24 protein-coding genes and 1 pseudogene are annotated in these 25,588 nt (G+C 70.8%); 14 read left to right on the top strand and 11 right to left on the bottom strand.

The features are described 5' to 3' along the window. Positions 1–446: 446 nt before the first annotated feature. Positions 447–638: pseudogene (locus FHS87_RS21480) on the bottom strand (helix-turn-helix domain-containing protein); the annotation flags it as partial. 133 nt (positions 639–771) lie between these two features. On the opposite strand from FHS87_RS21480, the gene FHS87_RS21475 reads away from it, so the two are divergent. Together FHS87_RS21475 and FHS87_RS21470 are read left to right on the top strand one after the other, a co-directional pair. Then, a complete protein-coding gene (locus FHS87_RS21475) occupies positions 772–1,533 on the top strand; it encodes an SDR family oxidoreductase (RefSeq protein ID WP_184521446.1) in 762 nt (253 codons plus the stop codon). A 207-nt stretch (positions 1,534–1,740) separates the two neighbouring features. Then, positions 1,741–2,637 (top strand): DMT family transporter, encoded by an 897-nt coding sequence (locus FHS87_RS21470; RefSeq protein ID WP_312862067.1) that lies wholly within the window; start codon positions 1,741–1,743, stop codon positions 2,635–2,637. 140 nt (positions 2,638–2,777) lie between these two features. Here FHS87_RS21470 and FHS87_RS21465 read toward each other — a convergent pair whose 3' ends face one another. Beyond that, the gene (locus FHS87_RS21465) at positions 2,778–3,332 is read right to left on the bottom strand and encodes a transposase (RefSeq protein WP_184521444.1); all 555 of its coding nucleotides are present in this window, start codon (positions 3,330–3,332) and stop codon (positions 2,778–2,780) included. 503 nt (positions 3,333–3,835) lie between these two features. Between FHS87_RS21465 and FHS87_RS21460 the strand changes: the two genes are divergently transcribed. The 3 genes from FHS87_RS21460 to FHS87_RS21450 are packed head-to-tail and all read left to right on the top strand — an operon-like array spanning position 3,836 to position 6,484. Beyond that, entirely contained in the window at positions 3,836–4,843 is a 1,008-nt protein-coding gene (locus FHS87_RS21460) for a Bug family tripartite tricarboxylate transporter substrate binding protein (protein ID WP_184521442.1), read from the top strand. Positions 4,844–4,847: 4 nt separating this feature from the next. After that, the gene (locus FHS87_RS21455; RefSeq protein ID WP_184521440.1) at positions 4,848–5,552 is read left to right on the top strand and encodes an SDR family oxidoreductase; all 705 of its coding nucleotides are present in this window, start codon (positions 4,848–4,850) and stop codon (positions 5,550–5,552) included. Continuing rightward, the gene (locus FHS87_RS21450) at positions 5,549–6,484 is read left to right on the top strand and encodes a 3-hydroxyacyl-CoA dehydrogenase (RefSeq protein WP_184521438.1); all 936 of its coding nucleotides are present in this window, start codon (positions 5,549–5,551) and stop codon (positions 6,482–6,484) included. The genes FHS87_RS21455 and FHS87_RS21450 overlap by 4 nt, the downstream gene beginning before the upstream one ends. 647 nt (positions 6,485–7,131) lie before the next feature. On the opposite strand, the gene FHS87_RS21445 is transcribed toward FHS87_RS21450, so the two are convergent. Beyond that, complete coding sequence (locus FHS87_RS21445; protein WP_312862066.1) at positions 7,132–7,788, bottom strand: TetR/AcrR family transcriptional regulator; 657 nt, start codon at positions 7,786–7,788, stop codon at positions 7,132–7,134. 120 nt (positions 7,789–7,908) lie between these two features. On the opposite strand from FHS87_RS21445, the gene FHS87_RS21440 reads away from it, so the two are divergent. Both FHS87_RS21440 and FHS87_RS21435 read left to right on the top strand, forming a co-directional pair. Beyond that, positions 7,909–9,045, top strand: a complete 1,137-nt coding sequence (locus FHS87_RS21440) for an efflux RND transporter periplasmic adaptor subunit (RefSeq protein WP_184521436.1) — start codon at positions 7,909–7,911, stop codon at positions 9,043–9,045. 12 nt (positions 9,046–9,057) lie between these two features. After that, on the top strand, positions 9,058–12,231 hold the full coding sequence (locus tag FHS87_RS21435; protein WP_184521434.1) for an efflux RND transporter permease subunit: 3,174 nt from the start codon (positions 9,058–9,060) through the stop codon (positions 12,229–12,231). Between the two features lie 116 nt (positions 12,232–12,347). Here the strand turns inward: FHS87_RS21435 and FHS87_RS21430 are convergent, their stop codons facing one another. Then, positions 12,348–13,697, bottom strand: coding sequence for an MmgE/PrpD family protein (locus tag FHS87_RS21430; RefSeq protein WP_184521432.1), 1,350 nt, complete (start codon positions 13,695–13,697; stop codon positions 12,348–12,350). 2 nt (positions 13,698–13,699) lie between these two features. Continuing rightward, the gene (locus tag FHS87_RS21425) at positions 13,700–14,674 is read right to left on the bottom strand and encodes a Bug family tripartite tricarboxylate transporter substrate binding protein (protein WP_184521430.1); all 975 of its coding nucleotides are present in this window, start codon (positions 14,672–14,674) and stop codon (positions 13,700–13,702) included. 133 nt (positions 14,675–14,807) lie between these two features. On the opposite strand from FHS87_RS21425, the gene FHS87_RS21420 reads away from it, so the two are divergent. Further along, positions 14,808–15,584: an SDR family NAD(P)-dependent oxidoreductase gene (locus FHS87_RS21420; protein WP_246418602.1), complete on the top strand. Its 777-nt coding sequence runs from the start codon at positions 14,808–14,810 to the stop codon at positions 15,582–15,584. A 55-nt stretch (positions 15,585–15,639) separates the two neighbouring features. On the opposite strand, the gene FHS87_RS21415 is transcribed toward FHS87_RS21420, so the two are convergent. Continuing rightward, complete coding sequence (locus tag FHS87_RS21415) at positions 15,640–16,449, bottom strand: N-acyl homoserine lactonase family protein (RefSeq protein WP_184521426.1); 810 nt, start codon at positions 16,447–16,449, stop codon at positions 15,640–15,642. Positions 16,450–16,495: 46 nt separating this feature from the next. On the opposite strand from FHS87_RS21415, the gene FHS87_RS21410 reads away from it, so the two are divergent. After that, positions 16,496–17,518, top strand: a complete 1,023-nt coding sequence (locus tag FHS87_RS21410) for a LacI family DNA-binding transcriptional regulator (protein WP_221300255.1) — start codon at positions 16,496–16,498, stop codon at positions 17,516–17,518. 93 nt (positions 17,519–17,611) lie between these two features. Next, positions 17,612–18,508: an NAD(P)-dependent oxidoreductase gene (locus FHS87_RS21405; protein WP_184521422.1), complete on the top strand. Its 897-nt coding sequence runs from the start codon at positions 17,612–17,614 to the stop codon at positions 18,506–18,508. A gap of 22 nt (positions 18,509–18,530) precedes the next feature. On the opposite strand, the gene FHS87_RS21400 is transcribed toward FHS87_RS21405, so the two are convergent. Continuing rightward, positions 18,531–19,499 carry a Bug family tripartite tricarboxylate transporter substrate binding protein gene (locus tag FHS87_RS21400; RefSeq protein ID WP_184521420.1) on the bottom strand — a complete coding sequence of 323 codons (969 nt, stop codon included), beginning with the start codon at positions 19,497–19,499 and terminating at the stop codon, positions 18,531–18,533. A 167-nt stretch (positions 19,500–19,666) separates the two neighbouring features. On the opposite strand from FHS87_RS21400, the gene FHS87_RS21395 reads away from it, so the two are divergent. Further along, the gene (locus FHS87_RS21395) at positions 19,667–19,993 is read left to right on the top strand and encodes an NIPSNAP family protein (RefSeq protein ID WP_184521418.1); all 327 of its coding nucleotides are present in this window, start codon (positions 19,667–19,669) and stop codon (positions 19,991–19,993) included. A 6-nt stretch (positions 19,994–19,999) separates the two neighbouring features. Here the strand turns inward: FHS87_RS21395 and FHS87_RS21390 are convergent, their stop codons facing one another. Beyond that, the gene (locus FHS87_RS21390; RefSeq protein WP_184521416.1) at positions 20,000–20,719 is read right to left on the bottom strand and encodes a GntR family transcriptional regulator; all 720 of its coding nucleotides are present in this window, start codon (positions 20,717–20,719) and stop codon (positions 20,000–20,002) included. Positions 20,720–20,892: 173 nt separating this feature from the next. Between FHS87_RS21390 and FHS87_RS21385 the strand changes: the two genes are divergently transcribed. Further along, the gene (locus FHS87_RS21385; protein WP_184521414.1) at positions 20,893–21,306 is read left to right on the top strand and encodes a carboxymuconolactone decarboxylase family protein; all 414 of its coding nucleotides are present in this window, start codon (positions 20,893–20,895) and stop codon (positions 21,304–21,306) included. After that, positions 21,303–22,214 (top strand): NAD(P)-dependent oxidoreductase, encoded by a 912-nt coding sequence (locus tag FHS87_RS21380; RefSeq protein WP_184521412.1) that lies wholly within the window; start codon positions 21,303–21,305, stop codon positions 22,212–22,214. The genes FHS87_RS21385 and FHS87_RS21380 overlap by 4 nt, the downstream gene beginning before the upstream one ends. A 36-nt stretch (positions 22,215–22,250) precedes the next feature. On the opposite strand, the gene FHS87_RS21375 is transcribed toward FHS87_RS21380, so the two are convergent. Genes FHS87_RS21375 through FHS87_RS21365 form a run of 3 tightly spaced genes read right to left on the bottom strand, consistent with a single transcriptional unit; the run spans position 22,251 to position 24,312 of the window. Further along, the gene (locus FHS87_RS21375; protein ID WP_184521410.1) at positions 22,251–23,039 is read right to left on the bottom strand and encodes an N-acyl homoserine lactonase family protein; all 789 of its coding nucleotides are present in this window, start codon (positions 23,037–23,039) and stop codon (positions 22,251–22,253) included. Continuing rightward, a complete protein-coding gene (locus FHS87_RS21370; RefSeq protein WP_184521408.1) occupies positions 23,036–23,971 on the bottom strand; it encodes an NAD(P)-dependent oxidoreductase in 936 nt (311 codons plus the stop codon). The genes FHS87_RS21375 and FHS87_RS21370 overlap by 4 nt, the downstream gene beginning before the upstream one ends. A 5-nt stretch (positions 23,972–23,976) precedes the next feature. Then, entirely contained in the window at positions 23,977–24,312 is a 336-nt protein-coding gene (locus tag FHS87_RS21365; RefSeq protein WP_184521406.1) for a carboxymuconolactone decarboxylase family protein, read from the bottom strand. Between the two features lie 148 nt (positions 24,313–24,460). On the opposite strand from FHS87_RS21365, the gene FHS87_RS21360 reads away from it, so the two are divergent. After that, the gene (locus FHS87_RS21360) at positions 24,461–25,459 is read left to right on the top strand and encodes a Bug family tripartite tricarboxylate transporter substrate binding protein (RefSeq protein WP_221300253.1); all 999 of its coding nucleotides are present in this window, start codon (positions 24,461–24,463) and stop codon (positions 25,457–25,459) included. The last annotated feature ends 129 nt before the right edge of the window (positions 25,460–25,588 follow it).

Here is a 25,588-nt window from a genome sequence, read left to right as displayed (position 1 = left end):
ACCCCGGCCGTCCGGCCAGGGAGGTGAACAGACACAGGTCATTTCTCGGCGAAAACTTCGGCCCTCTCCGGGTCAGCTCTCACTGCAAATCAACACTCGGAGGTCCAGATAGCCCTGGGAGCAGGCGATCGGGGGACGGCGGTGATTCGCGCCGCGCTGCTCGACGCCGAATTCGAGCGGCTGGTGGCAATGGAACTGGGTGCGGACCGGCGGAGCAGAATGGATACGCCGGGCACAGCGCTCGCGGCGTTTCGCAAGCGCGCCATGCCTCGGTAAGGAAGTGGTCGATCGGAAGCGAGTTGGGCCGGAGCCTCTGCGCCTTCGCGGAACAGCCCAACGCAATGGGCCGGCCACTGCCCCTCGATCTCCTGGCAAATCTGACGGAGGAGCTTGCCCCTGGTGTGAACACTACGGGCTCGTCCTATGGGCCGGTGGCAGGGCAACTCGGGCCGTGTCGTCAGGCTCGCCTCGCCAGCAGCCAGAAAGGCTTCACGCCAGCCGCTCAAAGTGGCCGCCGTCAAGCCCAGTGCCCGCGAGACCGTCTCCAGGTCCTCGCTCCGTAGCAGCCGAAGCACTACGTCCTGCTTGAACTACCGTGACATCCGCCCGCCCTGGCCAGGAGCAACGGCCTCCGTCATCTTTCATCGCCATTCACCCTCTCGGCGGATACCGTCCGCCTGCGGGGTGTCTCGTTCAACCGGGGGACGAGGAGTCCGAATGACGTCCGATCCGCAATTGACTTAGAACTGATCGCAAGCAGGGGAGGGATGCATGGGCAGGCTTGATGGCAAGATCGCCTGGGTCACCGGTGCAGGCAGCGGCATCGGCGAAGCGGTGGCGGAGCGTTTCGGCGCGGAGGGTGCGACGGTGGTGGTGACCGGGCGCCGCGAGGACAGGCTGGAGCAGGTAGCGGGACGAATTCGCGGAGAGGGCGGCAGGGCCGAGGTGCGGCCCGCCGACCTCACGAAGTCGGACGAGGTGCAACGCGTCGCGGATTGGATCGGCGGCACCTTCGGGCGGCTCGACGTGCTGGTCAGCAATGCCGGGCTGAACGTGACGGAGCGAAGCTGGGCGGCTCTCGGCCCCGAGACAATCGATCAGCTCATCCACGGCAACCTGTCCTCGGCCTTCTACGTCGCACGGGCCGTGCTGCCGATCATGCGCGCCCAGGGCGGCGGCGTGATGATCCACACGGCTTCGATGGCCGGGCGCAACCTGGGCCTGTTGAGCGGCCCCGGCTACCAGGCCGCGAAGCACGGCGTCGTGGCCATGAGCCACAGCCTCAACATGGAGGAGTGCGTCAACAACATTCGCAGCACGGCATTCTGCCCCGGCGAGGTGAACACCGAGATCCTGGCGAAGCGACCCAATCCGCTGAGCCAGGAGGACCGGGACCGCATGCTGCAGCCGGAACATTGCGCGGACCTGATCCTCTATGTCGCGACCTTGCCGCCGGGCGTGACGATGAACGAGGTCTGGCTGACGCCAACCCACAACCGCGCCTATGTCGCGGCGGCAAGGCGGAAGATGTAGGCGATCCCCGGCTCTCATTGGGGAACCGGACAGTCACCTCGGGGGCTCGTGGTCCCCCGCTGCCCTCGTCAACGTCGCGGGGCGGGGGCCGTAGCTGCGGTTGCGTCGTCAAGTAACCCCAGGCTTTGCAGCGCCATGCCATCTCGCTAGTGCTTCGGCCCGGCCTCTCCATCGCGGGCAAGGGCCGAAGAGGGTGGAAAATAGGCCGTGTCTGCATTCCAGCGCCTCGGCGCCATGCCTGCGGGTGCCACCGGCGGTGTCATGATGATGCTGCTCGGCGTTCTGCTCTTCGCCGTCAACGACACGCTCGGCAAGTGGCTGGTGGGCTCCTACACGGTCGGGCAGCTTTTGCTGGTGCGCAGTCTCGCCGGGCTCTGCGCCATGGCACCCTCCATCCACAGGGTCGGGCCTTACGCCTTCCTTCGGGCGCCGCGCCCGGGATTGCAACTCCTGCGCGTCCTGTTCTCCACCCTGGAGTCCGCGCTCTTCTTCTGGGCTCTCACCGCGCTGCCCCTGGCGGAGGTGATGACCTACTACATGGCCGGCCCGATCTACGTGACCGCCCTCTCTCCCTTCCTGCTCGGAGAGCGCGTTGGCTGGCGCCGCTGGACGGCTGTGGCGGTCGGCTTCGGCGGCGTTGTCCTGGCCCTGCATCCCTCGCCCGCCTCCCTCTCCCTGGGGGCGATCTGCGCCTTGGCGGGAAGCTTCAGCTATGCCTGCTTCCTCATTGCCACCCGCAAGCTGGCGGGCGTGCCGGGAACAGTGCTGATGACGGCGCAACTCCTGGCCGCGCTCCTCTTCGGCGCCGTGCTGGTCCTTGCCCAGGGCTGGACGCCGCCCGGAATCGTGGACCTGGTGCTGATGCTTGCCCTCGGCATCGGCTCGCTGGGCGGCAATCTCTGCGTGAACCAGTCTCTCCGGCTCGCGCCGGCCTCCGTGGTGGTGCCCTACCAGTACACGCTGATCCTCTGGGGCATGCTCTTCGGCTATCTCTTCTTCGGCGAGGTGATCGGGCCGCTCACCCTGGCCGGAGCACTCGTCATCATCGGTGCTGGCCTCTTCATTTTCCTGCGAGAGCAGCAGCTGCGGACACGGGCGCATTAGTCTCCGTCCGCCCGGAAGGCCCCCAGGTCCACCACCCAACAACGACCGTTGCGGGGTGGTGGACAGCCTCTCGGACCCGACAGTCGGATCACTCCGACTGAGCATGGGCGAGTTTGCGCTGAGAGCCTGTTTGAGCGAGGTCAGGCTGGGTTGGGCAGGGCTTCGGTGGAGGCGAGGACGGCGGCGCAGGCGATACGGGCTGCGGCGACGTCGAGGCGTCCAGCCCGATCGCGTAGCAGGCCACCCCTGTAGGTGAGCCAGCCGAAGCTGCGTTCGATGACCCAGCGCCGGGGCAGGACGGCGAAGCCCTTTTGACCGGGTGTGCGAGGGACGACCTCATGGCCCATGGTGTGCAGGTTGGACCAGAGGCGGCAGCGCTCGGCGGTGAAGGCGCCGCCCAGGATCGTGGCCCGCAGGCTTGGCCAGGCGATCTTGCCCTGGTCGAGAGAGGAAAGCGTGTCGCGCTCTTGGACCGATGCGGGCACCACAGCAACGGCCAGCCAGTTCCCGTCGGCATCCACCATGGCCACCCGCTTGCGCCCGACGGTGCGCTTGGCGGCATCGTAGCCGCGCGGCCCGCGAACGGGCAGGCACTTCACGGTCTGGGTGTCGATGATGGCCAGGCGAGGGTTCGGCCTGCGCCCCAACTCCCGGCGGCCCAGCCGGGGCAGATTGCGCATCATGTGCTCGAACAAACCAAGAGCCGCCCAGCGCCGAGACCAGCCATGCACTGTCCGCCAAGGCGGCATGCCCGACGGCAGCGACCGCCAACCGCCACCCACCCGCAGGTGCTAAGCAATAGCCCGTACCACGGGCAGGATCGGGGTGGCGTTCTCACTCCGGGGTGGGTCGGCCCGCTCCAACCAGCCCGCTACCTCGCTGATCGCATGCCACGATACTACCTGCTTCAGGTGCGCCGCATGGCGCGCCCGATGCCGTTGCGCCCACATCTCTCCCACCCTTCCGCCCCGCCAGGCGGTTCTCGGTGTCACCTCAGGAGAAGATGGGGATGCGCGGCTGAGGGCCCCGCAAACAGGTTCTAAGTAGGACGGCCTTGCTCGAAGCGCTGAGTCATGAAACCGAGCCGGGATAGCGGCGCCGGATGCTCGCCATTCGGGCGGTCGTGAAAGAGGACCGATAACCTGACCACCACCGGAGCGTTGAACCTGCCTCGGCTGATATTAGGGAGGCAAAGTCCATGAACACATCCGCCCTGACACGGCGCCGCGCGATGCAGGGCACCGTCCTCGCCGCGGCGACTGCCATGGCCTCGTTCGGTTCTTCGCCCGGCAACGCGCAGGGTGTGGCCTGGCCGTCCCGGCCCGTGCGGATCGTGGTGCCGTTCCCGGCCGGTGGCACGACAGACCTCCTGGCGCGCATCCTGGCCGAGCCGCTGCAACAGCGCCTCGGTGCGCCCTTCGTGGTCGAGAATCGCGGCGGGGCCGGCGGCAGCGTCGGCTCGGACCTCGTCTCGAAGGCCGATCCGGACGGCTACACGCTGCTGATGACGACCATCGGGACAGCGGCCATCAACTACGAACTCTACAAGGGCAGCATCAACTACAAGCCGGAAGACCTCGCCGCAGTCACCAACATGGCGAATGTCCCCAACGTGCTCGCCGTTCCGGCCAGCTCTGCCGTGCGCACGCTGCAGGACTTCGTGGTGCGGGCCAAGAGCAATGCGGGCGGCAGCACCTTCGGCTCCTCCGGCAACGGGTCGAGCCTGCACCTGACCGGCGAACTCCTGAAGGAGGCGGCAGGGATCGACCTCATCCACGTCCCGTATCGCGGCTCCGGCCCCATGCTGATCGACGCGATCGCCGGCCGCGTGGACCTGGCCATCGACAACCTTCCCTCCTCCATCGGCCATATCCGCGACGGGCGGCTGCGCGCGCTCGCCGTGACGAGCCCGCAGCGCAGTCCTTCCCTGCCGGATGTCCCGACCGTGCGCGAGGCGGGCCTGCCCGGGGTCGAGACTGTCGCCTGGTTCGGCATCCAGGCCCCGTCGAGGACACCGCGCCCGATCATCGACCGCCTGAGCACCGAGATCGGCGCGATCCTGAAAGACCCGGCGATCCGCGCGAAGGTCGCCGAGCAGGGCGGCGAGCCCGTGGGGGACAGTCCGGAGGAATTCCAACGCCTTATTGATGCGGAGATCAGGCGCTGGGCCGAGGTGATCCGCCGCGCCAACGTGCGCCCGGACTAGGGCGATGAGGGAACGGGTTCTCATCACTGGCGGTGCCTCGGGCATCGGCCGCGCCGTGGCCGCGCGCTGCCGCGAGGACGGCTACGAGCCCGTGGTGATCGACCGGGAGGCCGGCGAGGGGGTCATCGCGGCCGATCTCTCCGATCCCGGGCAGACGGCGGCCGCGCTGGCCGAGGCGCTGCGCAGCGGCCCCATCACGCGGCTGGTGAACAATGTCGGCGTGGTCCGCCCCGGCCCGCTGGAGGAGCAGACGCTGGCCGACCTCGAACTCGTCGTCTCGCTGAACCTCCGCTGCGCCATGCAGTGCGCCCAGGCGCTGCTGCCCGGCATGAAGGAGGCGGGCTTCGGGCGTATCGTGAACATGGCCAGTCGCGCCGCCCTCGGGAAGGAGCTGCGCACGGTCTATGCCGCAACCAAGGCCGGGCTGATCGGCATGGCCAAGGTCTGGGCGCTGGAACTCGGCGAGCACGGCATTACCGCCAACGCGGTCGGTCCCGGTCCGATTCGCACCGAACTTTTCGACCGCGCCAACCCGCATAACAGTCCACGGACCCGTGCCATCATCGAGGCCGTCCCGGTGCGCCGGCTGGGCATGCCGGAGGACGTGGCGAACGCCGTCGCCTTTCTGCTGGACGCGCGCAGCGGCTTCGTCACCGGCCAGGCACTCTATGTCTGCGGCGGCATGACCGTCGGGGCGGCCGGGGCATGAGCGGGCCGCACGGACTTCCGGTCGCGATCGCCGGGGCCGGGAGCATCGGGGTTGCCTTCGCGCTCGTTTTCGCCCGGGCAGGGCTGCCGGTCAGGATATGGGACCCCGACGAGGCGCGCCGGAGCGCAGTTCCCCGCGAATTGCGGGCAAGGCTCGCCGACCTGGACGATCACGGCCTGCTGGCCGAGCCCGCGGAGGTCATCGCCGGGCGCGTCGATGTCCAGGCGGAGCTCGCGGCCGCGGTGGCGGGCGTGCAGCACGTGCAGGAATGCGCGCCCGAGCGGGCCGAGCTGAAGCGCGATCTCTTCGGGCAACTCGACCGGCTGGCCCCGGCCGGCGCCGTGCTGGCCAGTTCCTCATCCTTCCTCCCCGCCTCCTCCTTCGCGTCAGACCTGCCAGGCCGTGGACGCTGCCTGATCGCCCATCCCGGCAATCCGCCCTACCTCATTCCGGTGATTGAGATCGTGCCCGCGCCCTTCACGGATGAGGACGCGGCCACGCGCGCCGAGGCGCTGTTCGCGGGGGCCGGGTTGACGCCGGTGCGCGTGCGCCGGGAGGTAGAGGGCTTCATCTTCAACCGCCTCCAGGGTGCGCTGCTGCGCGAGGCCTACTGCCTCGTGCGCGACGGCGTCGCCTCGGTCGAGGACGTGGACCGCGTGGTGCGCGACGGCCTCGGGCGGCGCTGGGCCCATATCGGCCCGTTCGAGACGGCCGACCTCAACACCCGCGGCGGCATCGCAGCCCATGCGGAGCGAATGGGCCCTTCCTACGCTCGCATGGGGGCGGAGCGCGGACAGGACGATCCCTGGACGCCGGAACTCGTGGCCCAGGTGGAGAGCGAGCGCCGGGCCCTGCTGCCCGCAGAGGAATGGGAGGCGCGCGTTGCATGGCGGGACCGCAAGCTGATGAAAGCGCTGAGGCCGAACCCGTAAGGGCACTTCAGTCGGCTGGCTCAGCTCCCCGCCCGTCACCAGCGGCCGGCGCCCCACCAAGAGTCCGACGAGGTCGCGCTCGTCTCCAGAGCGCAGGGCGGAGTGCACCCAGCCCGGCCGACTTTCAGGGAATCGACATCCGCTCTACAGAGTCCCTGGCCCATGGCAGGAAGCCGGCCTTGTCTCCGAGAGGGCTTCCTACGCTCCCGCTCAGACCCCTTGTGGCAGAATAAGGGAGAGGGATAGCGGGTTGGGAGAGCGAGGCAGTGGCGGCCTGCTATTCGGGGCGGCATCGCCCGATCCGTGGCTGTTTGCCTCAAACCACTTTGTTGCTTCGGTCAGTGCATTCCCTGCTTCCTGGAGCATGAAAGTGACCTTGCTACGCTGCTGGCGAGGCAACCTCTCTGCAAACGAGGGCATGTCAGGCGGGGACCTCAAGGCCTCTCGACTGCGGCCATTTTTCCCGTCAGCGAACGTGATTGGCCCTGGGCAAGAGGGGCTGGGCTACGGACCGGGCCTCAGCTCCCCGTATCCTCTCTGCTGAAAGGCATACGTGCCGATCTCGGCTCGCGACGGCCGCCCGGCAACCAACCTTCCTGCTCTCATGGCAATCCGGCCTGCCCACGAAACACAGTGCCGGAGAGCACCTATTCGCGGGCACTGATGGCGCCGGACCCTGTGGGTGCCGAGGTTGTCGTGGCGGAAGGTGAAGAACCCTCCGCGGGCAGGGCGGAGGCCAGCAGCTGCTGGCCTGCACGCTCGAGCGCGGCAGCGGCCTCCTCGGTCCCGAGATAGGCGGCGGAGGAGAAGGCTCCTTCCGTCAGCATCATGAGCAGGTCGCCCAGCATCTCCGAGTCCGTGGCGCCCGCCTCGGCGCAGATCCGGCGGAGCGTGTCGCGCATCCGGCGCTTGTAGGCATCGGCGACCTTGCGGGCGGGGTGCTCGGGATCGGGGAACTCGGCGATGGCGAGGCCGAGGGAGCAACCGCGGAAGCCGGGCTGGCGCAACTCGGCCGCGGCAGCCCCCAGGAAGGCGGCCGGGCGCTCGCGCGGCGCGATCTCCGGGCTGAAAGCCCCCTGGTACCAGGCCGATTCCTGCTCGCAATCGTCGCGCAGGATGCAGGCGACCAGTTCATCCTTGGACGGGAAGGCCCGGTAGAGGCTGATTTTCGTCGTGCCGGCGACCCGGCACAACTCCTCCACCCCCGTGGCGCGAATGCCCTGCCGGTAGAACAGGTCCCTCGCCACCTCCCGCAGTCGCTCCGCCGCGGATCGGCGTGGCCGGGCTTGCGTGGCGTCCGTCACGACATCCTCCTCCTGCATCACGGGACGTAGAGCAGCCCGTCCCGGCGCTTGCAATGTTACCGACCGGTTCGTATCAATGCAACGAACCGGTCGGTAACATCCGACCCCCGGAGATTGGCCATGCCGACCCCCTCCCGCAAGGGTCTCGCCCCCCTGGCGCTCGCCCTTGCCCTGCCACTGCTTCCCCTCCCGCTGGCAGCCCAGCCCGCCCCGCCCACCGTGACCGTCTCCGAGCCGTTGCGCCGGAACTTGACGGAGTGGGACGAGCACATCGCGCGGCTGGAACCCTCCGCCCGGGTGGAGTTGCGCCCGCGCGTCTCCGGCCAGGTGGAACGGGTGCATTTCCGCGATGGGCAGCTCGTCCGCGCGGGGGAACTTCTCTTCACCATCGACGGGCGCCCCTTCGACATCGCCATAGAGAGCGCCCGGGCCGAGCTGGCGCGCGCCGAGGCGAAGCTGGAGCTGGCCCGGCAGGAGATCGACCGGACCTCCAGCCTGGTGCGGGAGCGCTACGCGCCCCAGGCCCAGCTCGACACGCGCCGCGCCGCCCAGCGGGACGCCGAGGCCGGCATCGCCGATGCCCGCGCGAAGCTGCGCCAGGCCGAGCTGGAGCGGAGCTGGACCGAGGTGCGCGCCCCGCAATCCGGCCGCGTCTCCGACCGCCGGGTGGATTCCGGCAATCTCGTCCAGGCCGGGGCCACCCTGCTGACCACCATCGTGGCGCTGGACCCGATCTACGCCTCCTTCGACCTCAGCGAGGCCGACCTCCTCCGCTTCAACCGCCGCGGCGGCGCCCGCCCCGAGGGCGGCGCGCCGGAGCCGGTGCGCCTGCGCCTGGCCGACGAGACGGGCTGGGACCGCCAGGGCGAGCTGGACTTCCTGGACACGGCGCTGGATGCCCGCTCCGGCACCATCCGCGCCCGCGCGACCCTTCCCAACCCCGATCTCTTCCTCACCCCCGGCTCCTTCGCCCGCCTGCGGCTTCGCGCGGGGGAGGGGGAGGTGCTCATGGTGCCGGACGCCGCCATCGCGGCCGACCAGGCCGCGCGGGTGGTGATGACGGTGGCCGCCGACGGCACGGTGGTGGCCAAGCCCGTCGCCCTCGGCCCCGTGGTCGACGGGTTGCGCGTGGTGCGCACCGGGCTCCTGCCCGCCGACCAGGTGATCACCGCCGGGCTGCACCTGGCCCGGCCCGGCGCGCGGGTGACGGCGGAGGTCAAGCCCCTCGCCCCCGCCCGCCTGGCCGATGCGCGATAGGGAGCCGCCGCCATGCGCTTCGCCCAGTTCTTCATCTCCCGGCCGGTCTTCGCCTCGGTCATCTCCATCGCCATCGTGCTGATCGGCGCCATCTCGGGCTTCCGGCTGCCGATCAGCGAGTACCCGGAGATCGCGCCGCCGACGGTCACCATCGCCGCCACCTATCCCGGGGCGTCGGCCGCCGTGATCGCGGAGACGGTCGCCTCCCCGATCGAGCAGGAGATCAACGGCGTGGAGGGGATGCTCTACCTCTCCTCCCAGGCCACGGGCGACGGGCGCCTCTCCGTCAACGTCGTCTTCCGCCAGGGCGTGGACGTGGACCAGGCCCAGGTGCTCGTGCAGAACCGCATGGCGGTTGCCGAGGCGCGGCTGCCCGAGGAGGTGCGCCGCCTCGGCATCACCGTCCGCAAGGCCTCGCCCGACATCATGATGGTGGTCCACTTCACCTCGCCCGACGGATCGCGGGACGAGGGCTACATCTCCAACTACGTCATGCTGAACGTGAAGGACCGGATCGCCCGACTGGACGGCGTGGGCGACGTGCAGGTCTTCGGCGCGCGCGACTACGCCATGCGCATCTGGCTCGATCCCGCGCGCATCGCCGCGCGCGGCCTGACGCCGGGCGGGGTGGTGGAGGCGCTGCGGCGCGCGAACGTGCAGGTGGCCGCTGGCGGGCTGAACCACCCGCCGACCGGTGCCTCGAACGGCGCCTTCCAGCTGAACATCCAGGCGCTCGGCCGGCTGCGCAGCGTGGAGGAGTTCTCGGAGATCGTGGTCGCCACCGGCGAGACCGGCGCGCCGCTGCGGCTGCGCGACGTGGCGCGGGTGGAGCTGGGCGCGCAGGACTACACGCTGAGCGCCTATCTGGACGCCGAAAGGGCCGTGGCCATGCCGGTCTTCCAGCGGCCCGGCTCCAACGCCCTGGCCACCGCCGCCGCGCTGCGCGCCACGCTGGAGGAGCTGAAGCGCGACTTCCCGCCGGGCCTGGCCTACCACGCTGTCTACGACACCACCCGCTTCATCGAGCAGTCGATGGAGGCGGTGGTGCACACCTTCGTCGAGGCGATCATCCTCGTCGTGCTGGTGGTGATCCTGTTCCTGCAGTCCTGGCGGGCCTCGATCATCCCTCTGGCGGCCATCCCGGTCTCGATCATCGGCACCCTCGCCTTCATGGCGGCGCTGGGCATCTCGCTGAACAATCTCTCGATGTTCGGCCTGATCCTGGCGATCGGCATCGTGGTGGACGACGCGATCGTCGTGGTGGAGAACGTCGAGCGTCACATGGCCGAGGGGATGGATCCCGTGGCGGCCACGCGGCGCACCATGGACGAGGTGGGCTTCGCGCTGCTGGCCATCGCCCTCGTCCTCTGCGCCGTCTTCGTGCCCACCGCCTTCATCGAGGGACTGTCGGGCGCCTTCTACCGCCAGTTCGCCGTGACCATCGCGGTGGCAACCCTGCTCTCGGCCCTCGTCTCCCTCACCCTCTCCCCGGCGCTCGCCGCCCTGCTGCTGCGGCCGCACGGGCATGCGCGGGCGAAGGGCTGGCGTGCCTGGATCGGTGCGCCCTTCGGGCTGTTCTTCCGCGGCTTCAATTGGCTCTTCGACCGGCTCTCCGTCGGCTACGGGGCCCTGACGCGTCGGCTCGTGCGGCTCTCGGCGCTGCTGCTGATCCTGTTTGCGGGGCTGCTGGTGCTGACGGGGCAGACGGTGCGAACCACCCCCACCGGGCTGATCCCGCCGCTCGACCGCGGCTACCTCATCGCCGCCTTCCAGCTTCCGCCCGGCGCGTCGCAGGCGCGCACGGACGCGGTAATCCGCCAGGCCACGCGGGACGTGCTGGAGGTGCCGGGCGTGGCCAACTCCATCGCCTTCACGGGCTTCGACGGCGCGACCTTCACCAACGCGCCCAATGCCGGCGTGATCTTCGTCAACCTCAAGTCCTTCGAGGAGCGCGCGGCCGCGCAGCTGACCTTCGCCGGCATCACGCAGGCTGTGCAGGCGCGGCTGATGCAGCAGCGGGACGCACTGGCCCTGGTGATCCCGCCTCCCTCCGTGCCGGGCATCGGCACGGGCGGCGGCTTCAAGCTCTATGTCCAGGACCGGGGCGACCGCGGCGCCCGCGCGCTGGAGGAGGTGACGAACCGCGTCGTGGCCGCCGCCAACGGACGGCCCGAGATCGCCATGGCCTTCACCCTGTTCAACACGAAGACCCCGACCATCCGGGCCGAGGTGGACCGCACCAAGGCTGAGATGCTGGGCGTGCCCCTCTCCCGCGTCTCGGAGGCGCTCTCGACCTATCTCGGCTCGGCCTTCGTGAACGACTTCAACATCCTCGGCCGCACCTACCGCGTGACGGCCCAGGCGGAGGAGGCGCAGCGCCTCACGCCGCGCGACGTGGCCCTGCTGCGCACGCGCAATGACCAGGGGGCCATGGTGCCGCTCGGCTCCCTCGCGACGCTGGAGGATGACACGGCGGCCTATCGCGTGCCCCGCTACAACCTCTTCCCCGCCGCCGAGGTGCAGGGCGCGCCCAGGCCCGGCGTCTCCACCGGCCAGGCGATCGCGGCCATGGAGGCGCTGCTGAGGGAGGAGCTGCCGCCGGGCTTCGGCTTCGAGTGGACGGAGATCGCCCTGCAGGAGACGACCCAGGGCAACACCGCCCCGATCGCCTTCGGCCTGGCCGTGGTCTTCGTCATCCTGCTGCTGGCCGCCCTCTACGAGAGCTGGCTGCTGCCGCTCGCGGTGGTCCTGATCGCGCCGATGTCCGTGCTGGCCGCCCTGGCCGGCGTCGTCTGGCGGGGCCTGGACAACAACGTGCTGGTGCAGGTCGGGCTGGTGGTGCTGATCGGCCTGGCGGCGAAGAACGCCATCCTGATCGTCGAGTTCGCCCGCCACGCCGAGGAGGAGGGAATGACCCGCTGGCAGGCCGCCGAGGCCGCGGCCCGCACGCGTCTGCGGCCGATCCTGATGACCTCGCTCGCCTTCATCCTGGGCGTGCTGCCGCTGGCCGTCGCCACGGGAGCCGGTGCGGAGATGCGGCAGAGCCTCGGCACCGCCGTCTTCGCGGGCATGCTCGGCGTCACCGCCTTCGGCCTGATCTTCACGCCGGTCTTCTACGTGGTGGCGCGGGCCGCGGCGCGCCGGGAGCGGGCCTCAGGGACAGCGCTGGAGGCGGCGAGGCCGTGAGGGCGCGGTCGCGTGTCCGAAAGCATCCCCGGTCGGGATGAGGGATGCGCGCCGTGGAGGGAGCGGCGCGGGGCGGGCGGCCCCCGCCCTGCTCTCGGCCTGTCGAAGCGGCTCTGTCACGCCGCGCCGAGGGAGCGGAGGAGAGCAGCAGGATCGGCAGCGTCGCCGATCCTCCAGATCCGCTGGATCAGCGGGCCGGCGTCGCTCTCCCGGCCGCCGATCGATGCGTTCTCCCGGAACTTCGCCTCCAGTTCCTCGTCCGTGAGGGGGCGTGCCGCGCTTCCCCGTGCGTCCATCACGAGGGCGCTGAACGCGCGTCCCCTCCTGTCGTGCAGCGTCACGCGCGCGGCGCCGCGGGGAAGCCCCGCGTCGAGCCCTGCCTTCACCCGGCCGCGCAGGGCCGCGATCCCGGGATCGTGCAGGGCCCCTTCCGAGAAGTCGGCGACACCGGCCGAGCCGCGCAGCAGGGCCACGGCCGCGCTGTGATGGATGCTCACGCGGCAGTCCCTCGCGCTGGCGACCAAGCGGTCGCCGCGATCCAGGAGGAGCTGGTCGCCCTCCACGAGGACGGAGGCAATGTCGTCCGGCGCCACGCGCTGGCGCAGCTCCAGGCAGGCGTCGATCGCGGCGTGGAAGACGATGCCGGCGGGGTAGGGCTTGTAGGTGTTGCGGGCGAACTCCCATTCCTGTCCCAGGCCGGCGGTGATGCGGCCGAGGTCCGGGGCGTCGCCCATCGCGCGCGCCCAGCCGAGCGGGCCCTCGATGGCCGCGGGGGCGGCCGTGTAGCCGGCCTGCGCCATGAGGGCGGCCAGGAGCCCGTTCCGCGCGGCGTTGCCCATCCCGACGTTCTTCGCGGCGCTCGGCAGGTTCTCCACCAGCCCGGCGGACTGGCTGGCCGCGATGCCCAGCGCGTGCCAGCACTGGCGTGCGTCCAGCCCGAGCAGCCGCGCGCAACCGGCCGCGGCGCCGAAGACGCCGGCGGTGGAGGTGATGTGCCAGCCGCGGTCGTAGTGCCCCGGCGAGACGGCGGCACCGATCCGGCACTCCACTTCCGCACCCAGGATGAAGGCGTGCAGCACCTCCGCCCCGGTGAGGCCGCGGATCTCCGCCAGGGCGAGCAGGGGCGAGGCGACCGGCGCGGTGGGGTGGATCACCGTTTCCAGATGCGTGTCGTCGTAGTCCAGGAGGTTGGCCGCGATCGTGTTCACGAAGGAGGCGCCCATCGCGTCCAGCCGCTCCGCCCGGCCGATCACCGTGGCGCGCTCCGGGCCGGAGAAGGGCGCCATGACGCGGGCGGCCGTCTCCACCGCGGGATCCCCGGCGGCGCCCAGCGCGCAGCCGAAGAAGTTCAGCAGGGAACGCCCCGCCTCGTGGCGCAGCGCCGGGCCGATCTCCGCCCAGCGGGAAGCCGCGACGAAGGCGCCCAGTGCCTCTCCCGCGAAGGGCCGGTCGGGGGTGGTGCCCATCCCTACTGCGCCCGGTTGATCAGGCCCTCGCGGGAAGCCTTTGCCCAGCGCGCATCGTCCTCGCGCAGGAAAGCGGCGAGTTCGGCGGGGCCGAGGACGCCGAGATCCGCGCCGATCCCGGCCAGGCGCTCGCGCACGCGCGGCAGACTCATCGTCTGCACCACCGCGTCGTGCATGCGCGCGGCGATGGGGGCGGGAAGGGCGGCCGGGCCGACCATCGCGTACCAGCCGGCGAAGTCGTAGCCGGGCACGCCGGCCTCGGCGAGGGTGGGCACATCGGGCAGCAGCGGGCTGCGCGCGGTGGTGGTGACGCCGAGGGCGCGGATGCGGCCGCTGGAGAGGTGCTGGGTGGCGGCCACGGTGCTGTTCCAGCCCGTCGGCAGGTGGCCCGCCACCAGGTCGTTCAGGATCGGCGCGGCGCCGCGATAGGGGACCTCCACCATCTCGATGCCGGCGAGGCGGGTGAAGAGGTTCCCGGCATAGGAGATGGCGGCGTCCGAGGTGCCGAAGCCAATGGTGCGCGGCGCGGCCTTCGCGGCGGCGATCAGCCCGGGCACGTCGCGGAAGGGGGCGGTGGTGGAAGCCGTCAGCAGCAGCGGGTAGCGCGAGAGCAGCGCCACCGGCGCGAAGTCCCGGAGCGGCTGGTAGGACAGGGAGGTCATCACGTAGCTGTTCATGATGTGGCTGCCGGTGTCCGCGAGGAAGACGTAGCCGTCCGCCTCCGCGCGCGCCACGTATTCCGATCCGATGGAGCCGCTGGCGCCGGGGCGGTTCTCCACGATCACGCTCTGGCCCAGCACCTGGGTCATGCCCTCGGTGAGGGAGCGGACGAAGATGTCGGTGCCGCCGCCGGGCGCGTAGGGCACGACGACGCGCACCGGGCGCTGCGGCCAGCCGCCCTGCGCGTGAAGAACTCGCGGGGCGGCGAGGGTGGCGGGCAGGGCGGAGAGCACGCTCCGGCGGGCGATGGTGGCCATGGCGTTTCCTCATCCTCCGCTCAGCCCATTGACGGTGCTGGCCGGACCGTTCTTGATATCGATATCAAGGTGGGCTGGTTCGGGGGTAGGGGTCAATGGCGATGATGAGGCAGCCCCCGTGCAGGACCGGGCATTGAGCGGCGGGCTTCGCGGCCGCCGCGCCCTGGTGACGGGGTCCGTGGGCGGGCTCGGCCTCGCGGTGGCGCGGCGCCTGGCAGTGGATGGCTGCGGGATCGTGCTGCACGGCCTCGCCGCGCCGGAGGAGGCGGAGGGCGTTCGCGACACCCTCGCGCGGGAGTTCGGGGTGGAGGCGGCCTACCACCGCGCCGACCTCGCGCAACCCGAGGAGATCGAGGCCATGATGGCGGCGGCCGGGCCGGTCGATCTCCTCGTCAACAACGCCGTCACCCGGCATTTCGCGCCGATCGACGCGATGCCGACCGCGCACTGGGACGCGGATCTCGCGGTCAACCTCTCCGCCGCCTTCCACACTGTCCGGCTCGCCCTGCCCGGCATGCGCGCGCGGGGCTGGGGGCGCATCGTCAACATGTCCTCGATCTACGGGCTGATCGGCGCGGCGGACCGCGTGGGCTACGTCGTGACCAAGACAGGGCTGATCGGCCTGACGCGCGCTGTCGCGGCGGAGACGGCGCGGCAGGGCATCACCTGCAACGCGATCTGCCCCGGCACGAGCCTGACCCCCGGCATCGAGGAGCGCATCGAGGGGCTGGCAGCGGGCGGGATGGACCGCGAGGCGGCCTCGGTGGCGGTGCTGCAGGGCAAGCAGCCGACCGGACGCTTCGTAGAGGCGGAGGCCGTCGCCGACATGGTGGGCTTCCTCTGCGGTCCCTCCGGGCGGGACGTGACCGGGGCGGTGCTGCCGATGGACGGAGGCTGGTCCGCCACCTGAACCGGGAGCGGGGCGCGATCCCGGACGTGGATGGCGCCCCGGCGCGAGGAGAGGCTCAGCCCTCGGCCGGATCCGCGTCCAGCCGAACGACGATGCCTTCAAGCCCCGGCGCGGAGGCGGGGTAGAGCTGCATCACCAGCGGGTCATGGCCAGGAATGACGTGGTCCGGGGAACTCGCCAGACGTTCCAGCGTGTCGTAGCCCTCCAGCATCTGCGCCATGTCGGCGACGATCGGGAAGGGGCGCCTCTGCCGGAAGTTGGCGTAGAAATGCGTCGCGTCCGAGGCGAGCACGACCCAGCCGCGGCGTGTCCTGACCCGCACGACCTGGAGGCCGAGCGAGTGGCCTCCGACGTGGTGGACGCTGATCCCCGGCGCGATCTCGGCCGATCCGTCGTGGAAGCGGGCGCGGCCCTCGAACACGCGATGGACCATGGCCGTGACATCGGCGGCCTCGAAGGGCTGGCGCAGGACGCCGTGGCACATGCAGCGCCCCGTGCAGTAGGCCATCTCCCGGTCCTGGATGTGGTATCGGGCAGCCGGGAACATGGCATGGTTGCCGGCATGGTCGTAATGCATGTGAGAAAGAATGACGTCGGGGACCGTCCCGGCGTCGAGGCCGATGGCGGAGAGGCCCTCGGCCGGGGTGCGGATCAGCTCGCGGCCGCGCTTGCGGGCGATGGCCGCGTCGAAGCCGGTGTCGAGCACGAAGCGGCGGTCCCGGCCGATGATGGCCCAGACGAAGTAGTCCAGCGGCATGGGCGCGTTGTCGTGCGGGTCGCCGCCGATGAAGTTCTCATGCGCCGGGCGGTCGTGCCGGGCGTAGCGGATGGCGTGGATCTCGTAGGTATCGCTGTCCTGGCTCATGCCTTGGAGTGTCCTCCCTTGTGCTGCCTTGCCGGAGCGCCGCGCTTTGCCGGATGACGGCGGCGGGCGCACCGCGGCCAGCCGCATGCGCGAGGTGGCGCAGCGGGCCGGCGTCTCGCCCATGACCGTGTCGCGCGCGCTGCGCGACCCGACCAAGGTGTCCGATGAGTTGCGGCGCCGGGTGGAGGAGGCGGTGCGCGCCGTGGGCTACGTGCCCAACCGCCTGGCCGGCAATCTCTCCTCCATGCGCTCCAACGTGATCGGGCTGATCGTGCCCGGGCTGAACAACTCGCTCTACGCGCCGACGATCCAGGGCGTCTCGGCCGTGCTGCGGGGCAGCGGGTTCCAGCTCATGATCGCGGACTGCGGCTACAGCGGGGAGGCGGAGGAGGAGCTGATCACCGCCTTCCTGGCGCAGCGCGTGGCGGGGCTGATGCTGCACGACACCCGCCACACCGAAGCCGCCTGCGCCATGATCCGCCGCGCGGGCCTGCCGGTGGTGGAGACGGGAACGCTGGCGCCCGGGCCGCTGGACATGCTGGTGAGCTACTCCAACCACGACGCGGCGCGCGCCATGGTGCTGCACCTGCACCGGCTGGGTTACCGGCGCATCGCCTTCGTCAGCCTGCCGGCGGCGAACAACGACCGCAGCCGGGAGCGCCGGCGCGGCTACCGCGCGGCCCTGGCCGAGCTGGGGGCCGAGGAGGATGCGCGGCTGGTGCTGGAGATGCCGCCGGGCCTCGCCTCGGGCGCCGAGGCGGTGGTGCGGCTGCTGGGGAGCGCCGCGCCGCCGGACGCCATCTTCTTCGCCGGGGACGTCCTGGCCGCCGGTGCGCTGTTCGAGTGCCAGCGGCGCGAATGGCCGGTGCCGGGGCGGGTCGCGCTCGCCGCCTTCGACGACATCGACATGCTGCGCCACACCGTGCCGCCCATCACCACCCTGCGGCTGCCGCGCGAGGAGATCGGGCGCCGGAGCGCGGAGGTGCTGCTCGACCGCATCCAGGGACGGTCCGAGGAGCGGGTGGTGGTGGATCTGGGCTTCGAGATCATCCAGCGCGGCAGCACCTGAGCCCGTTCCTGATATCGGTATCATAAAACTGCTTGTGCCCTGCTCCCCGGCTGCATAGACCCGCAGGGATCGGTTTGGCCGAGGGAGGAAAAGATGGCGGGCGAAGTCCTGGGTTTCGTCGGGCTGGGGCAGATGGGCAGCCGCATGGCGGCGCGGCTGATCGATGCCGGGCACGCGCTGGTGGTGTTCGATCCCGTGGAAGCCGCTGTGGCACCGTTGGTGGCGCGCGGGGCACGCCGGGCCGCGAGCCCGGCCGAGGTGGCGGACCTGGCGGATATCGTGCTGGCCAGCCTGCCGACGCCGGACGTGGTGCGCGCGGTGGGGCTGGGGCCGGACGGGGTGCTGAGCGGACAGCGGGCGCGGCGCTTCGTGGACTTCTCCACCACCGGGCCGCGCGTGGCGCAGCAGGTCGCGGCCGCCTTCGAGGAGAGGGGGCGGACCTCTATCGACGCGCCGGTCAGCGGGGGCATCACCGGGGCGGAAAAGGGAACGCTCGCCATCATGGTCTCCGGCCCGCGCGCGGAGTACGAGGCGCTGGAGCCCGTGCTGCGCGTCATGGGCAAGCCCTTCTTCTGCGGCGAGAAGGCGGGGCAGGCGCAGGTGCTGAAGCTCTGCAACAACCTCCTCGCCGCCGCGGCGCTCGTCGCCTCGTCCGAGGCGATCGCCATGGGCGTGAAGGCCGGGCTGGACCCGAGCCTGATATGCGAGGTCATCAACAGCAGCAGCGGCCGCAACAGCGCGACGCAGGACAAGTTCCCGCGCGCCGTCATCCCCCGCAGCTTCGACTTCGGCTTCACCACCGCGCTGTCGCTGAAGGACGTCGGCCTCTGCGTGGACGAGGCCGGGGCGATGGGCGTGCCGATGGTGGTGGGCAGCGCCGTCAGGCAGATGCTGGCCGTCACCAGCGCCACCTTCGGGCCGGGCAGCGACTTCACCAACGTGGCAAGGCTGGTGGAGGGCTGGGCGGGGGTGGAGATCGGCGGGGCGTAGAACGCCCCGCAGCAACACCTCGTCATTCCAACTGGATGTTGAGGTCGCGCACCACATTGGCCCAGTTCGCCCGATCCTCGGCGATGAAGGAGCGCATCTCCTCCGGACGGGTGGTGACGGGGAGTGCGGCCTGGGACCGGAACACGTTCAGCACGGCCGGCACCTTCAGCCCCTCGGCTGCGACGGCGGAGAGGCGCTCGGCGATCGGCATGACGAGGCGCGCGGGGGCGAGCAGGCCGAACCAGTTCCCCGCGCTCACGGGCTGGCCGAGTTCCGCCATGGTCGGCGTCTCCGGCAGGAGCGGGATGCGCTCCGGTGCGCCGACGCCGAGGATCCTCACCTTCCCGTCCCGCGCGATGGCCTCGGCCGGGCCCGCATTGAGGAACATCGCGTCCACCTGCCCCGCGGCCAGCGCCGTGCTGGCCGGCGCCGCGCCGGTGAAGGGGACGTGCAGCATCTGCAGCTTCGCCTGCTTGATCAGCGATTCCATCGCGAGGTGCGAGGTGCTGCCGATGCCCCAGGAGGCGAAGGTGACCTTGCCGGGCTCGGCGCGCACCCTGGCGAGAAAGCTGTCGAGGCTGTCCGTGCCGAAGCCCGGCCGCGTGAGCAGCACGAAGGGACCGCGCGCGATGAGGGTGACGGGGGTGAAGTCGCTGACGGGGTTGTAGGCCAGCTTGGGGTAGATCAGCGGGTTGATCGCGTGCGTCTCGGCATTGGCGAGGATGAGCGTGTGCCCGTCCGGCGCCGCGCGGGCGACGGCCTGGGTGCCCACCGCGCCGTTCGCGCCGGGGCGGTTCTCGATCACCACGGGCTGGCCGAGGGGGCCGGACATGGCGGGGGCGAGCGCGCGGATGACCACATCCGCGAGCCCGCCGGCGTTCCAGGGCACGACCACGCGGATGGGCTGTTCGGGAAAGGCTGCGAGGGCCGGGGCCGCGAGGGGGAGGGTGGCAGCCGCCCCCAGCAGGCCGCGTCGCGTGATCGAGGTCATGGTGGCTCCTGTCGTTTCCTCGCCGCGGGGCGTGCGAGTATTTCCCTTCTTCTCCCCGGCCGACGGGGCGATCGTTCCGCAAACCCAGCCGACTTGTCAACGAATGCCATATTGTCTGGCAAAGAGGGGGCGCGCATGGTGACGCCCGGTGACAGGAGGGTGGAAGCGTGATCCACGAGCTGCGGATCTATCACTGCGTGTCCGGGCGCCTGCCAGACCTGCTCCGGCGCTTCGAGACGATCACGCTAGGCATCTGGCAGAAGCACGACATCCGGCAGGCCGGATTCTGGACGGTCACGATCGGCGACTCGAACCAGGACCTCTACTACCTGCTGGAGTGGGAATCCCTGGCCGAGCGAGAGACGAAGTGGGGGGCGTTCCAGGCCGACCCGGAGTGGATCGCCCGCCGCGCCGAAACGGAGAAGGAAGGCGCCATCATCGCGAGCGTCAGCAACCTGATCCTGCAGCCCACCGGCTTCTCCGCCGTGCGCTGAGGCCGCTCAGGCCGCCGTGGCGGCGGGATCGCGCGACCCCGTCTCGGCTTTCTCCCGCGCCTGCTGGTTCAGAATCCGCAGCGCCACGCGGGCAGCCTGGGTCACGTGGTCCCGGCAGGCCTCCCAGGCGCCCTCGCGGTCGCGCCGCTCGATGGCCTCCACGATCCGCCGGATCTCGGCGACGGTGTGCGGGAGCCGTTTGGGATCGGAGAGGGTGGTGGCGCGAAGCTGGGTGTTCCGGTTCAGCACCTGGTCCAGCATGCGGGCCACATAGGCGTTGCGGCAGCCGCGGAGGAGAACGTCGTAGAAGCGCCGCTTCAGGCGGAGCAGCGCGGTGCGGTCGGTGCCGGGCCGCGTCGCGGCGATCTCTTCGAACACGGCGCGCAGCTCGGCCACCTCCTCGTCCGAGGCGCGCTCGGCGAAGCCCTGGCCTGCGAGGGCCTCCAGCACGGTCCGCACCTCGTAGACCTGCGTCGCCTCGGCCGGAGAGAGGAAGGCCACGAAGGGGCCGCGGTTCGGGAGGACATCCACCAGCCCCTCCGCCTCGAGCCGACGCACCGCTTCCCGGATCACGCTGCGGCTCACGCCGAACAGCTCGCACAGCAGGCGGTCCGACAGGTGATCGCCCGGCATGAAGCGTCCATCGACGATGGCCTCGCGCAGACGGTCCTCGACCTGCCGCCGCACGGGCTGGGGCGTTACCTTCAGGGAACCGTCGTCCGGCATCTTTCTCCTGTCCTCGGGAACGGAACGGTACACCGCCCATAGGGGTTGACGATCACGCAATGTGGTGGCGGCCCGACCGGGCGTCCAGCCAAAAGCTCTGAGCCCCAAAGGAGAGCGTTATTGACTGACAATCAGTCAGTTCACTAACGTCGCTCCAACTGGGAGGTCACGTCATGTCCGATGATACATGGTTCGAGAAGGGGCTGGAGGTCCGCCGTGCGGTCCTGGGCGCCGAATATGTCGATGGCGGCATCGCCAAGGCCGACGACTTCATGATGGCTTTCCAGCGCATCACCACCGAGTGGTGCTGGGGCTATGCCTGGACCCGCCCGGGGCTGGACCGCCGCACGCGCAGCCTGCTCAACCTCGCCATGCTGACGGCGCTGGGCCGGACGCCCGAGATCAAGCTCCATGTGAAGGGCGCGCTCACCAACGGCGTGACGGTGGAGGAGATCAAGGAGGCCCTGCTCCATGCCACGGTCTATTGCGGCATCCCGGCCGGGCTCGACGCCTTCAAGGCCGCGCATGAGGTGCTGGTGAAGGAAGGCGCGCTGAGTGGCGAACCCGCCCGCCCGGCCGCCGAATGAGCGGCGGGGACCTGCGCCGGATCGCCTTCATCGGCATCGGCAACATGGGCTGGCCGATGGCCGCCCGCCTCCTGGAGGCCGGCTTCGAGGTCGTGGCGTTCGACGCGGCGCCGGACCGCGCCGCCCGCTTCTCGCAGGAGGTCGGCGGCACGGCGGCGGGTGACGCGGCCTCCGCGGTCCGCGGCGCGGACGCCGTCATCACCATCCTGCCCACCTCCAAGCATGTGGGGCAGGCGCTGGAGGCGGTGGGCGACGCCCTCTCCCCGGGTGCGCTGGTGATCGAGATGAGCTCCGGCGTGCCCACCGCCACGCAGGGCTTCGCCCGAAGCTTGGCGGAGAAGGGCGTGGCGATGATCGACGCGCCCGTCTCCGGCGGCGTGCCGCGCGCGAAGACGGGCGAGCTCGCCATCATGCTCGGTGGCGAGGCCGAGGCGGTGCGGCGCGCCGATCCGGTGCTGCGGGCCATGGGCACGACGCTGACCCATGTCGGCGGTATCGGGGCCGGGCAGGCCATGAAGGCGCTGAACAACCTCATGGGGGCTGCCGGCTTCCTCATCGGCATCGAGGCGCTGCTGATCGGCCAGCGCTTCGGGCTCGATCCGGCCGTCATGGTGGATGTGCTCAACGCCTCCACGGGGATGAACAACAGCACGCAGAAGAAGTTCAAGCAGTTCGTGCTGTCCCGCCGCTTCGATGCCGGCTTCGGGCTGGACCTGATGGCGAAGGACGTGTCCGTGGCGCTGGAGGTCGGGCGCGAGACCAACACGCCGACGCCCTTCGCCGCGCTGTGCCGGGAGCTGTGGGTCAGCGCCCAGGGCCTGCTGGGCCCCGGCCAGGACCATACCGCGATGGCGCAGTTCTCCGAGCGGCTGGCGGGCGAGACGCTGGGCGGCGGCAACCGCGCGTGATCCCCGGCGGGGAGGGGCGACCCTCTCCGCCGAATCCTACTCGCGCGGCGCCACGTCCAGCCGCGCGACGATCCCCTCCAGTTCCGGGCGGGGCGGCGGGTAGCGCCGCATCACCAGGGGATCGTGCCCGGGGATGATGTGGGCGGGGCTGTCGGCCACGGCCCGCAGCCGGTCGAAGCCCTCCAGCATCTCGCCGATGTGGAAGGCGGTGGTGAAGGGGCGGCCGCTCTCCATGTTCTCATAGAAATGCGTGACGTCGGAGGCGAGCACGACGCGGCCGCGGGCCGTCTCTACCGAAACGAATTGCAGCCCGGCGGAGTGGCCGCCCGTGGGGTGGAGGCGGATGCCGGGCCAGGGCTCCACCACCCCGTCGTGGAACACCACACGCCCGGCGTAGTTCATGCGGACGATGCCGACCACGTCCTCCACCTCGAAGGAGTGGGAGATCTGCTTGTGCCTGACGTAGCGGCCGCAGGCGTAGTGCACCTCCTCCTCGCGCAGGTGGAAGCGCGCCCTGGGGAAGCGGTCGAAGTTGCCGACATGGTCGTAGTGCAGATGGGTGAGGACGACGTCCTCCACCCCGGCGGGATCGACGCCGAGAAGGGAGAGCGCCTCCACAGGGCAGCGCAGGAACTCCCGCTGCCGCTTCCGTGCCACCTCGGCGGTGAAGCCCGTATCGACCACGATGGCGCGACCATCGCCGGTGATCACCCAGGCGAAGTAGTCCATCGGCATGGGGCCGTCATGCGGGTCGCCGCCGATGAAGTGCTGCGACCGTGTGGCGTCGCGCCGGGCGTAGCGGATTGCGTGGATCTCGTAGGTCATCGCTTCGCGGCTCCGTCGGCGTCGATCACGGCCTGCATGGCCGCACGGTCCACCGCGATCTCCACCCCGGCGCGCTCCAGCTCCAGCAGCATCGCGCTGCGGGAGTCCCGGTTCCCCCAGCCGCGGTTCAGCGCCTCCGTCATCTCCTCCAGCGTGAGGGCCGCCATGCGCATGGGCACGCCCACCTCACGGCCGAGGGCGCAGGCGAGGGACACGTCCTTGTGCGCGAGGCGGAGCTGGAAGGCGGGCGGGTCGTAGCTGTTGGGCAGGAACTGCTCCGTCACCCCGTCATAGGTCCGGCGGCGGCCGTGCACGCCCTGGCGGATGGCGGCGTAGAGCGCGAGGGGATCGAGGCCCGCCTTGGCGCCCATGGCAAAGACCTCGGCCATGATGACGTTGAGCGCATAGCCGGAGAGGTTGTGCGCGAGCTTGGCGATGCTGCCGGCCCCGATGTCGCCCACCAGGATCGGGCGGTCCCCCATGGCGGAGAGGAGGGGAAGGCAGCGCTCGAACACCGCCGCGTCCCCGCCGACGAAGAAGGCGAGCTTGCCGGTCTTCGCGCCGCGCGGGCCGCCGCTGATCGGGGCGTCCAGCACGTGCACGCCGCGCGCGGCGCCGGCTGCGTGCAGCTCCCGCACGCTGGAGACGGCGTTGGTGGAGATGTCGACGATCACCGTGCCCGGCCGCATCGTCTCCAGCAGCTGCCCGCCCACGGCCTTCACCTCGGCAGGGCCCGGGAGGGAGGTGAAGACGACGTCGCAGGCCTCGCCGAGCGCCCGGGAATCGGGCGCCCATTCCGCGCCGTCCGCGATGAGGGACTCCGCCGCTTCCCGCCTGACGTCGTTGACCACGAGGGTCACGTCCGGCGCCTTGGCGAGGTTCGCGGCCATGCTGGCACCCATGGTGCCCAGGCCGATGAAGCCGACACGCATGGCGATCAGCCCTCCCGCTTCTCGAACACCTCGGTCGCGACCTGGGCGCCCGACATGGCGGCGGGCCAGCCGGCGTAGAAGGCGAGATGCGTGATGAGACCGGCGATCTCCTCGCGCGTCACGCCGTTGTCCAGCGCGCGGCCGATATGGACGGAGAGTTGCTCCGGCCGGTAGGTCGCGACGAGGGCGGCGACGGTCACGAGGCTCCGGTCCCGCTTGGACAGGTCGGTCCGCTCCCAGAGATCGCCGTAGACGACGCCCTCCGTATACTCGACGAGGGCCGGCACGGTCTTCCGCACGCGGTCGCGCTGGGCGGATTGCGGGATGGGCTTCGTGCTCATGGCGTTTCCCCGTGTGTTCTGAGGGCCGCAGCGTAATGCCGGGCGCTCGGGCACGGCAAGAGTGACTGATTGTCGGACAGAAAGCTTGAGTGCGTCGGAGCGGCATGGCTAAGCTCGCCCCAGAACAAATCGATGGGGAGGACGCACCATGCGCCGCAGCTTCCGGCGCCCGGCCTTGATGCTCGGGCTCGCTTCCGTCCTCTGGATGGGCCTCCCGGCCAGCCGCGCCGAGGCGCAGGACTACCCCGCGCGCACGATCACGCTCATCGTGCCCTCCGCGCCCGGCGGAACGCTGGACGCCCTGGCCCGCCTCCTGGCGCAGGGCATGGGCGCCGATCTCGGCCGCACGGTCGTCGTCGAGAACGTCACCGGTGCCGGCAGCGTGGTCGGCACGCAGCGCCTCGTCCGCTCCGAGCCGGACGGCTACACCATCGGCTTCGGGAACCTCGCCTCCATGGCGGCGACCGTGGCCCTCGGCGCGGATCCAACCTTCGACCCCCGCCGGGACCTCACGCCGATCAGCATCGTGGCGGAGGTCCCCATGGTGATCGCGGCCAGCCCGCGCTCCGGCGTGCGCGACCTGCGCAGCCTGGTGGAACGCATCCGCGCGCGCGGGGAGGAGGTGAGCTTCGGCACGCCGGGCACGAACACCACCGGCCATCTCGCGCCTGCTTATCTTCTCTCCATCCTCAACGCGAAGGCGATGCTGGTCCCCTATCGCGGGGCCGGACCGGCGATGAGCGACCTGGCGGCCGGCACGGTGGAGGCGGTGATCGACCAGACCGTGACGATGATCCCCGCGCACCAGGGGCGCACGGCGGTGGCGCTGGCCGTCACGGGGGCGCAGCGCATCCCGCAGCTCCCGGAGGTGCCGACCTTCGCGGAGGCCGGTGTGCCCGCCTTCGACATGGTGATCTGGAACGCGATCGCGGGGCCGCGCGACATGCCGCAGGCACGGGTGGACCGTCTCCTGAAGGCGATCGAGGCGGCGCTCGCCAGCCCCGCCGTGGCCTCCCGCTTCGCCGATCTCGCCACCACCGCGCCGCCGCCCGGGGAGCGCGGCCCCGCGGCGATGCGGGCGCGGATCGAGGCCGATGTGGCGCGCTGGACAGAGGTGGTCGGCAAGGCCGGGCTCGCCCCGCGCTAGCGGCGGGACGCGCGGCCGGCCCGCGCGATCAGGCGGTGGGTTCTATTTTGAAGTGCGACAGGCGTTGTTTTCTCTGAGCTTTGTCGTCCGGAGCACCCCTCCATGGTTGCCTGCTACACCCAACTAACC

The sequence above is a fragment of the Muricoccus pecuniae genome (assembly GCF_014199205.1).
Classification (GTDB): domain Bacteria; phylum Pseudomonadota; class Alphaproteobacteria; order Acetobacterales; family Acetobacteraceae; genus Roseomonas; species Roseomonas pecuniae.
The sequence above is the reverse complement of the archived record's forward strand: the minus strand, read 5'-3'. Positions and strand labels throughout refer to the sequence as shown.